The following is a 9530-nucleotide window of genomic DNA, read 5'->3' on the forward strand; positions in this document are numbered from 1 at the left end:
GTTTTTCCCCCCGCTTGTCCAGCCGTTGTCGGCCGGGCATGCAGAGAAGATTCCGGTCTGCGCGGTGCACCCCCAGGTCCCGAACAGGTGCCGCCGGGTTGCGGACGGCCCGAACAGCGCCACTTGAGGATTTCCGCGCTCGAAAACCTCGCCATACAGGTGTTACCGGACACAAAGCGGGTGGGTGCCGAGCCCGGCACCCACCCCTACGGTCAGGCGGCCGCGCGCTTCACGGCCGTGGCCGGGTTGCCGTCCACCGCGGCGGCAAGCTGCGGCACCAGCTTGTCCAGCAGCAGCGGCAGGCTCAGCACCGAGACGAACGAGGTGGCCGCGCCGAGAACCTCCTCGTTCTCCAGGTACACGTCGCGCCCCTCGGTCTTGACCTTGAGCTTGGCGTAGAGCGGGTCGGCCTGCACCTTCGCCTTGTCCGGCGCGTACTTGTCGACAAGCCAGATCAGGGCGCCGGTGTCGAGCAGGTCGGTCCGCTCCTTGCTCAGGTTCGCCCCGAACTCCTTGCCGGTCACCTCGGCGAGCCCGTCGGGCAGCTTGAAGCCCAGGTCGGTGAGCAGCCGGCCGCGCGAGTCCTGCGGGCCGTACACGTAGTAGCCCTCCCACGTGGTGGCCATCAGGCCGGTCGCGCCGGCGAACTCGGGGTGCTCCTTGCGTACGGTCGCGAAGCGGGCCTCGACGTCGGCGACGAGCCTGTCGGCCTGCGCCTTGCGGCCGACGGCCGACCCGACCGTACGGGTGAGGTCCTGCCATTTGACGCCGTAGTCGATGGAGTCCTTCGGCTGTGCCACGGTCGGCGCGATTTTCGACAGGGTCGCGTAGTCCTCCGCGGTGAGTCCGGAGTAGACCGCGAGGATCAGGTCGGGGCGCAGCGCCGCGACCTTTTCGAACTGGATGCCGTCGGTGTTCGTCAGCACCTGCGGCTTCGCCGCGCCGCCGAGCGCGGCCTCGGCCCAGGGCCACACCGCGCCGGGCTTGGCGCCGAACCATTCGGTGGTCGCGGTCGGCACCACGCCGAGTGCGAGCAGCGCGTCCTGCTCGACCAGGCCGACGGTCACGATGCGCTTCGGCTCGGCGGTGATGTTCGTGGTGCCGTACCTGTGCGGGAGCGCGACCGGGAAGCCGGTGGCACCGGCCGCCGCGCCGACGTCGCCGCTGCCGGCCGGCTCCGGGTTCGGGCCGCAGGCGCCGAGAAAGAGGATGAGTCCGGCCGCCGCCACCGTGGCGGTCCGCCGGATCGTGTTTAGCCGCACGGCTGATCCCTTCGATTACGGGGCCTTGGTCGATGACCCCGGACGAGAGTGTAGGTTAGCCTTGCCTAACCACACGACCGGGATGGATGGAGCACGTTGACCCAGGGCACCACCGGCATACGCCCGGCACAGCAGACGGGCCCGCCGGACGGATCACGGCGCCGGGCCACCTCCCGGTCCGGACGCCGCTGGGCCGGCCTCGCCGCCGGCCTCGCCGTCCTCGTCGTGGCGGTGGCGCTGAGCATCGCGATCGGCAGCCGCACCGTCGACCTCGGCACGGTCTGGCGGGTGCTCTGGCACGCCGACGGCTCCGCCGAGTCGGTGATCGTCCACCAGCTGCGGCTGCCGCGCACCCTGCTCGGCATCGGCGTCGGCGCCGCGCTCGGCCTGGCCGGCACCGTCATGCAGGCGCTCACCCGCAACCCCCTGGCCGAGCCCGGCCTGCTCGGGGTCAGCCTCGGCGCCTCGACCGGCGTAGTGCTGGCCGTCGCGTTCCTCGGCGTGACCAGCGCCACCGGCTACGTCGGGTTCGCCTTCGCGGGCGCGGCGCTCACCTCGGCCGCGGTGTTCGCGCTCGGCGGGTCCGGCCGCGGGCACACCCCGGAGCGGCAGATCCTGGCCGGCGTCTCGTTCACCTCGGTGCTCGGCGCGATCGTGTGGGCCGTCCTGGTCACCCGGCGCGAGGCGTTCGACCGCTACCGGCACTGGGACGTCGGCTCGCTGTCCGACCGCGAGACCGCCACCATCCTGCAGGTGATGCCGTTCCTGGCGGCCGGCATCCTGCTGGCGCTCGCGCTCGGGCGGCAGCTGAACGCCCTCGGCATGGGCGAGGAGTCGGCGACGTCGCTGGGCGCGCACCCGGGCCGGATCAGGGCGCTCGGCATCCTCGCGGTCACCCTGCTGTGCGGCGCCGCGACCGCCGCCTGCGGGCCGATCTTCTTCCTCGGCCTCGCCGTCCCGTACGCCGCGCGCCTGGTCGCCGGCTCCGACCACCGCTGGATCCTCGCCTACTCCCTCGTGCTCGGCCCGGCCCTGCTGCTCGGGTCGGACGTGCTGGGCCGGGTGCTGGTCGCCCCGGCCGAGCTGCCGGTCGGCGTGGTCACCGCCTTCCTCGGCGCGCCGCTGTTCATCGCGCTGTGCCGCCGGCGCCGGCTGAGTGTCCTGTGAGCGCCCACGGCCCCCGGATCGTGCTCCGCGGCGGCGGTCTCTCCGTACGCCTGCACGTGCGCGCCCTGCTCGTCGGCGCCGCGCTGACCCTCGCCGCGCTGGCGGTGGCGCTGGTCAACCTGTCCAGCGGCGACTTCCCGGTACCCGTCCCGGACGTGCTCCGCAGCCTCGCCGGCCGGGGCGACGCGGGCACCGACTTCATCGTCCACGAGCTGCGGCTGCCCCGGGTGCTGATCACGCTGCTCGTCGGGGCGGCGCTGGGCGTCAGCGGCACCGTCTTCCAGGGACTCACCCGCAATCCCCTCGGCAGCCCCGATTTCGTCGGCCTGACCGTCGGCGCGGCGACCGGCGCGCTGGTGGTCATGCTGATCCTCGGCGGCGGCGGGATCCAGGTCGCCGCGGGCGCCATCGTCGGCTGCCTGGTCTCGGCGGTGGCGATCTACCTGCTGGCGTTCCGCCGGGGCATGCAGCCGTTCCGGCTCGTGCTCATGGGCATCGGCGTGTCCGCGCTGCTGGAGGCCGCGAACACCTACCTCATCCACCGCGGCCGGGTGGACGAGGCGCTCGCCGCGCAGGTCTGGCTCCTCGGCAGCGTCAACGGCCGCGGCTGGACCGAGGTCGTCCTGGTCGCCGTCGCGGTCACCGTCCTGCTGCCGGTCGCGCTGCACCACGGGCGGCACCTGAACATGCTCGCGCTCGGCGACGACATCGCCGTGCTGCACGGCGTACCCGTGGGGCGCAGCCGGGCCATGCTCGCGCTCGCCGCCGTGGGGCTGTCGGCCGGCGCGACCGCGGCGGCCGGCCCGATCGCCTTCATCGCCCTCGCGGCGCCGCCGATCGCCGCGCGGCTGGCCCGCTCCCCGAACGCCGGGATCCTGCCGAGCGCCGCGATGGGCGCCGCGCTGCTGACGGCGGGCGACTGGGCCGCGCAGCACGCACTGCCGGGCAACGACATCCCGGTGGGCGTCATCACCGCCGCGCTCGGCGGCGCCTACCTGACCTGGCTGCTGTTCCACGAACGACGCAACAGAGGATGAGGAACGACCGATGACCGACGACGCCCGGCTCGAGGCAGCCGCGCTCACCCTCGCCTATGACCGCAGGGTCGTCGCCGAGAACCTCGGCGTGCGGATCGCCGACGGCTCGTTCACCGTCATCGTCGGCCCCAACGCCTGCGGCAAGTCGACCCTGCTGCGCGCGCTCGCACGGGTGCTGAAGCCGCAGGCCGGCACGGTGCTGCTCGACGGCGACGCGATCGAGAAGTACCCCTCCAAGCACATCGCCAAGCTGCTCGGCATGCTCCCGCAGTCCCCCGTCGTGCCCGGCGGCATCCTCGTGGAGGAGCTGGTCGCCCGGGGACGGTTCGCGCACCAGCGGCTGATGCGCCAGTGGTCGCGGCAGGACGAGGCGGCGGTGTCCGAGGCGATGGAGCTGACCGAGGTCGCCGACCTGGCCGACCGGTTCGTCGACGAGCTCTCCGGCGGGCAGCGCCAGCGCGTGTGGCTGGCCATGGCCCTGGCGCAGCAGACGCCCATCCTGCTGCTCGACGAGCCGACCACCTTCCTCGACCTGTCGCATCAGTTCGAGGTCCTCGACCTCTGCGCCGAGCTGCACGAGCAGGGCCGCACCATCGTCGCCGTGCTGCACGACCTCAACCACGCCTGCCGCTACGCCACCGAGCTCATCGTCATGCGCGCCGGCCGGGTGGTCGCGCAGGGCCCGCCCGCGGACGTGATGACGGCCGGGCTCGTCGAGGACGTGTTCGCCATGCCGTGCCGGGTGATCGCCGACCCCGAGACCGGCACCCCGATGGTCGTGCCCGCCGACCGGCACCGCCGCCGGGCGGCCCGCGCCGCACCGGCCGTGCCGGCGCCCGCGTGATCGCTCAGGCCACGTCGCGGACGCGCTCCCGGGGCGTACCGGCGATGACGCGGTTGCGCCCACCGCGCTTGGCGGCGTAGAGGTTGCGGTCGGCGGCGGACAGCGTGGCGGCCTGGGTCGGGGGCGAATTCTCGCTTACCGTGGCCACGCCGACGCTGATCGTGACCGGTCGGTCGCCGATGATGTCGTCCCACCGGTGGTCGCCGACGGCCCGGCGGATGCCGTCGAGCGTCCTGGTCGCGGCGGCGACCGGGGTGCCCGGCAACACCAGCAGGAACTCCTCGCCGCCGAGGCGGGCGACGAATCCGTGCGGCGCGGCGGCGGCCAGGCGGGTCTCGAGCAGGTTCGCCACCTGTACGAGCACCCGGTCGCCCGTACCGTGGGAAAGCTCGTCGTTGATCCGTTTGAAGTGGTCGATGTCGGCGACCGCCAGGCTGACCCCGGGGTCCTTCGCGATCAGGGCGGGAAGTTCCTCGTCGACGTAGCGGCGGTTGCGCAGCCCGGTCAGCGGGTCCCGCAGGGCCTGCTCGCGGTACCGCTCGGCCTGCTCGCGGACCTCGGCGGTCTCGAACATCGCCTGCCGGGCCTGCGCCTGCGCCTCGCGCTCCTGCGAGCGAAGGCCCTCGCGGGCGGCGATGCCGGCCTTCAGCGCGGCGAACGCGGCGGCGTGGTCGCCGACGGCGGCGTGCAGGTCGGCCTGCTCCCCGTGCACCTGCACCAGCAGGGCGTGCTGTCCGAACCTGACGCACTGCTCACGACAGATGTCCAGGCTCTCCTGCGCCCCGGCGTAGTCGCCGAGGCCGCGCCGGGCCCGGGCCATGGTGAGCCGGTAGCTGGCCATGTCGGCGACGTGCTCGACGAATCCGTCGTCGTATCCGGCGATGCACGCCAGCATCGTCTGCACGGCCTCGGCGTACTCGCCGTTGGCGGCCTGCACCTCGCCGACCGTGTGCAGCGACGGCGGATCGAGCTCGAGACCGTACGCGTCGGAATGCTCGATCATCCGGCCGACGATCTCGCGGGCCCCGGCGGGGTTGCCGCGCTCGTATTCGGTGTAGGCCCAGTTGTTGAACAGGATCCGCAGCAGCTCCCACTGCTGCGTCCGCTGGGCCAGCTCCTCGGCCTGCCGGTACCGCTGCCGGGCCTCGTCCATCGCGCCGGTCTCGGCAAGTGCGTCGCCCAGCCTGGTGCGATGCCAGATCTGGGTGTACATGGTGGCGGTGTCGTCCAGCAGTTCGACCGCGGTCAGCGCGTGCTCCAGGCCCTTGGCCGCGTCGCCGGAATACTGGTACACGGACGCGCACGCCGCGTGTGCGCGCGCCTCGAGCATACGGTCGCCGTGCTCGGCGGCCCACTGCTGCACGTCGTGGATCGCCCGGGCGATGCCCGCGATCTCGCCGGTACGCAGGCCCATCCGCGCCCGGAAGAGCCGGGCGCGCATCAGCAGGACCTCGTCGCCCAGCGCCGTGGCCCGACGCACCAGCTCGGCGGCGTCGTCATACGCGGCCGTGGCGTCGGAGACGAACTCCTCCTCCGACCTCAGCAGCGCAGCCGACAACGCCTCGGCACTCACCGCGATCTCGTTCATCGGTCCACCCCGCTCCGCCACGGCTCTCCTGATCGTCAACCCGCACCGCCCGTTTAGCGGACCGAACGGAGATCAGCCGCACGTTGACGGCGCCGGGTGCTCTTTGTAAGCCGTCTCACGTCCCTGCATCATGTGGTCATGAAGATCGCTTACTGGATCACGGCCGGGCTGCTGGCGGCCTTCTACCTCTACGCCGGCGGCATGAAGCTCGCCCGGAGCCGGGAGCAGCTCCTGCCCATGATGGGCTGGGTCGACCGGGTACCCATGCCGCTGGTCAGGACCATCGGCACGCTGGAGGTCCTCGGGGCGGCCGGCCTGATCCTGCCGCCGCTGACCGGGATCGCGCCCGGGCTCGCCGTCGCCGCGGCGATCGGCCTCGCCCTGATCCAGGTCGGCGGCATCGCGGTGCACATGTCCCGCGGCGAGGCCCGGCTGATCGGGCTCAACATCGGCGTTCTCGCCGCCGCGGTCGCTGCCGCCTGGCTCGGCACCACGTGGCTCTGAACCGCGCGCAGATCGATCTGGTCGCGCTCATCGTCGACGAATACGATCCCGCGATCGCGTTCTTCACCGGCGTGCTGGGCTTCGACCTCGTGGAGGACTCGCCGTCGCTGACCAACGACGGGCGGCCCAAGCGCTGGGTCGTCGTGCGGCCGCCCGGCGCACAGACCGGGATTCTGCTGGCCCGCGCGGACGGGGACCGGCAACGCGCCGCCGTGGGGGACCAGGCGGCCGGCCGGGTCGGATTCTTCCTCCGCGTCGACGACTTCGACGCCGCGTACGCGCGGATGACCGGGGCGGGGGTCACCTTCGTCCGAGAACCGCGCACGGAGCCGTACGGCCGGGTCGCGGTCTTCCTCGACATCGCCGGCAACCGCTGGGACCTTCTCGGCACCGGGTGACGCGGATCACTGCTGTGCGACATCCGTTACGGGAGGTGGGGTCGTCTTGCCGGGTGTGAGACGAACCTTGGAGTCGGCCGGCGAGGAGGACCTCGTGCGCCGCACCGCCACCGGCGACCGGCGGGCGTTCGACGAGTTGTACCGGCGCACGTCGCCGTGGCTGGCCGTGCGGCTGCGCCGCCGGTGCGCCGACGACGACCTGGTCGCCGACGTGCTGCAGGAGACCTACCTGGCGGTGTGGCGCTCGGCGGGCAGCTTCGCCGGGTCGGCCGCGTCCGGCAGCGCGGTCGGCTGGCTGTGGACCATCGCCGCCAACCGCCTGATCGACGCCTTCCGGCGGCGGGCCCGGCAAGCGCAGGTGCCGGCGGTGCCGCTCGCCGAGACGGTCGCGCCCGCCGCCGAGGACGAGGTGATGGCCGGGCGGGTGGGCCAGGAGCTGGAGCAGGCGCTGCTCGTGCTGCCGAGCGAGCTGCGGCAGGTGCTGCGCGCCATGGTGCTCGACGGGCTCTCCGTGCGGGAGACGTCCCTGCTGCTCAGCGTGCCCGAGGGCACGGTGAAATCCCGCGCGCGGCGGGCCCGGATCGCCCTGCGGGAGGCACTCTCATGACCACCCATCCGAACCTCGCGGTGATCGCCCGCTACGCCGAGGGAGGCGCCGGGCTCGACGACGCCACCGTCTGGTCGGTCGAGGTGCACCTCGAGGGCTGCCCGGACTGCCGGGCCGGGCTGGCCGGCGCCATGACCGACGACACCCGCGCCCTGCTCGACCTCGTCGCCGTCGGGCTGAGCCAGGGCATCGCCGCCGGACCCGCCCCGGTACGCGTGCGAGGAGTCCGGTCGGCCCTGCGGCGCCAGTGGCTGGTCTGGGCGCTGCTGCCCTGGCTCTTCATGACGGTGGCGGTGCTCGGCTGCGCGTACCTGCTCGAGATCGCCCGCCCGGACCTGCCGTCGCTGGTGCTGCTGCTGGCGCCGGTGGCCCCGCTGCCCGCGGTGGCCGTCGCCTGGAGCCGCCGCGCCGACCCGGCGTGGGAGCTGATCGCCGGCACCCCCGCGGCCGGCCTGACGATGCTGCTGCGGCGCGCCGCGGCGGTGCTGGCGGTGGTCGTGCCCGTGCTGGCGGTCGCGGGCGCGGGCACCGGGGCGTCGCTGGCCCTGGTACTGCTGCCGTGCCTCGCGTTCACCGCCGCCACCATCGCGCTGGGCGCCGTGGTCGGCGTGCGCCGGGCCGCGGTGGGTCTCGGCGCGCTCTGGGCGGCCGCCGTGGTGCTGCCCAGCGTCGTCAACGCGCACCTGCCGGCGTTGCTTCGGCCGGGCAGCGTCCCGGTCTGGGCGCTGGCCGCCCTGGCGCTGGCCGCCCTCGCGGCGAGCCGCGCCGACGCATACCGGCGGCTGCCGAGCCACCGGTGACGACCGCCCCCGCACGTTCCCGCAACCGGAGGATCAGCTGATGCGTACGGTAAGCGCGGCCGAGACGGCCCCCACCACACACCCGTGGGCGGTACACGCCGAGGGGCTACGGGTACGCGCCGGACGGCACCTGGCCGTCGACGGGCTCGACCTGACGTTCGGCACCGGCGTGCACGGTCTGCTCGGCCCGAACGGGGCCGGCAAGTCCACGCTGATGCGCGCGCTGGCCACCGTGGTGAAGCCGGACAGCGGCCGGCTGGCGCTGCTCGGCGAGCAGGTCGACGGCCGCGCCGACCTGCGGCGGGTGCGCCGCGCCCTGGGCTACCTGCCGCAGCAGTTCGGGTTCTATCCGCGCTTCACGGTGCGCGAATTCGTGGAGTACGTGGCCTGGCTCCGGGAGATGCCCAGGACCGCCGTGCCGGGCGCGGTGCAGCGGGCGATCGACCGGGTGGGCCTCACCGCCAAGGCCGACGCCCGGATGAGGACCCTGTCGGGCGGCATGCTGCGCCGGGCCGGCATCGCGCAGGCGATCGTGAACGACCCGGAGCTGCTGCTGCTCGACGAGCCCACCGTCGGCCTCGACCCCGAGCAGCGCCTGGACTTCCGCGAGCTGCTGCGTGACCTCGGCGTCGACTGCTGCGTGCTGGTCTCCACCCACCTGGTGGAGGACGTGACGGCCGCGTGCACCGACGTCGTCCTGATCAACGAGGGCCGGCTCGTGCACCAGGGCACTCCCGCCACGCTTGTCGCGCAGGGCGCCGAGGGCGACGCCGGCGACAGCCCGGCGGAACGCGGCTACTCGGCACTGCTGCGCCGGCACCGGGAACAGGCGGGCCGATGAACCGCATCCTCGGCATCGAACTGCGCCGGTCGGCGGCCGCCGGGACCGCGCTGATCCTGCTGCTGGCCGGCGCCGCCATCCTCTATGCCGCGCCGGCGCGCTGGTCCGCGGGGTGGATGCCGCTGGCCATGACCCAGCGGGCGTATCTGGTGCTGCTGTGGCCGCTGGCGCTGGCCGCCGGCGCCTGGCAGGCGCGCCGCGAGCACCGTTCCAACGTGACGGAGTTGTTCGCCACCACGCCCCGTCCGCGGGCCCAGCGGGTGGTGCCGACGCTCGGCGCGCTGTGCATCGCCGTCGTGGGCGCCTACCTGGCGATGGTGGCGGCGGGCGCGCCGTGGATCGCCGGCACCGCCCGCTACCTGCCGCCGGCGGCCCTCGCCGTCGTCGCCGTCGGCGCCCTGGCGCTGGTCGCGGCGGCGTGGCTGGGCCTGGCGGTCGGCCGCCTGCTGGCGTCGGCGGTGAGCGCGCCGGCGGGGGGGGCG

The 9530-nt window shown here is 73.9% G+C and carries 10 protein-coding genes and 1 pseudogene; 9 read left to right on the plus strand and 2 right to left on the minus strand.

The window, feature by feature from the left end:
* Positions 1-212: 212 nt before the first annotated feature.
* Complete coding sequence (locus tag AB0F10_RS41585) at positions 213-1262, minus strand: iron-siderophore ABC transporter substrate-binding protein (RefSeq protein WP_360638907.1); 1050 nt, start codon at positions 1260-1262, stop codon at positions 213-215.
* 96 nt (positions 1263-1358) lie between these two features.
* Here AB0F10_RS41585 and AB0F10_RS41590 point away from each other — a divergent pair, with 96 nt between their 5' ends.
* Genes AB0F10_RS41590 through AB0F10_RS41600 form a run of 3 tightly spaced genes read left to right on the plus strand, consistent with a single transcriptional unit; the run spans position 1359 to position 4310 of the window.
* The gene (locus AB0F10_RS41590) at positions 1359-2429 is read left to right on the plus strand and encodes an iron chelate uptake ABC transporter family permease subunit (protein ID WP_360638910.1); all 1071 of its coding nucleotides are present in this window, start codon (positions 1359-1361) and stop codon (positions 2427-2429) included.
* Complete coding sequence (locus AB0F10_RS41595; RefSeq protein ID WP_360638913.1) at positions 2426-3466, plus strand: iron chelate uptake ABC transporter family permease subunit; 1041 nt, start codon at positions 2426-2428, stop codon at positions 3464-3466. The genes AB0F10_RS41590 and AB0F10_RS41595 overlap by 4 nt, the downstream gene beginning before the upstream one ends.
* A gap of 10 nt (positions 3467-3476) precedes the next feature.
* Complete coding sequence (locus AB0F10_RS41600; protein ID WP_360638915.1) at positions 3477-4310, plus strand: ABC transporter ATP-binding protein; 834 nt, start codon at positions 3477-3479, stop codon at positions 4308-4310.
* A gap of 4 nt (positions 4311-4314) precedes the next feature.
* On the opposite strand, the gene AB0F10_RS41605 is transcribed toward AB0F10_RS41600, so the two are convergent.
* The gene (locus tag AB0F10_RS41605; protein ID WP_360638918.1) at positions 4315-5898 is read right to left on the minus strand and encodes a GGDEF domain-containing protein; all 1584 of its coding nucleotides are present in this window, start codon (positions 5896-5898) and stop codon (positions 4315-4317) included.
* Positions 5899-6036: 138 nt separating this feature from the next.
* On the opposite strand from AB0F10_RS41605, the gene AB0F10_RS41610 reads away from it, so the two are divergent.
* The 6 genes and pseudogenes from AB0F10_RS41610 to AB0F10_RS41635 form a co-directional block, all read left to right on the plus strand.
* Positions 6037-6402 (plus strand): DoxX family protein, encoded by a 366-nt coding sequence (locus tag AB0F10_RS41610; RefSeq protein WP_360638921.1) that lies wholly within the window; start codon positions 6037-6039, stop codon positions 6400-6402.
* Positions 6399-6800 carry a VOC family protein gene (locus tag AB0F10_RS41615; protein WP_360638932.1) on the plus strand — a complete coding sequence of 134 codons (402 nt, stop codon included), beginning with the start codon at positions 6399-6401 and terminating at the stop codon, positions 6798-6800. Before AB0F10_RS41610 ends, AB0F10_RS41615 begins: the two co-directional genes overlap by 4 nt.
* A gap of 55 nt (positions 6801-6855) precedes the next feature.
* Positions 6856-7407, plus strand: a complete 552-nt coding sequence (locus tag AB0F10_RS41620; protein ID WP_360638923.1) for a sigma-70 family RNA polymerase sigma factor — start codon at positions 6856-6858, stop codon at positions 7405-7407.
* A complete protein-coding gene (locus AB0F10_RS41625) occupies positions 7404-8207 on the plus strand; it encodes a hypothetical protein (RefSeq protein WP_360638926.1) in 804 nt (267 codons plus the stop codon). Before AB0F10_RS41620 ends, AB0F10_RS41625 begins: the two co-directional genes overlap by 4 nt.
* A 40-nt stretch (positions 8208-8247) precedes the next feature.
* Positions 8248-9048, plus strand: coding sequence for an ABC transporter ATP-binding protein (locus AB0F10_RS41630; RefSeq protein WP_360638929.1), 801 nt, complete (start codon positions 8248-8250; stop codon positions 9046-9048).
* A pseudogene (locus AB0F10_RS41635) lies at positions 9045-9530 on the plus strand (hypothetical protein); the annotation flags it as partial. The gene AB0F10_RS41630 and the pseudogene AB0F10_RS41635, both read left to right, overlap by 4 nt.

Origin of the sequence: Actinoplanes sp. NPDC026623, from assembly GCF_040638275.1 — a bacterium.
GTDB lineage: Bacteria > Actinomycetota > Actinomycetes > Mycobacteriales > Micromonosporaceae > Actinoplanes.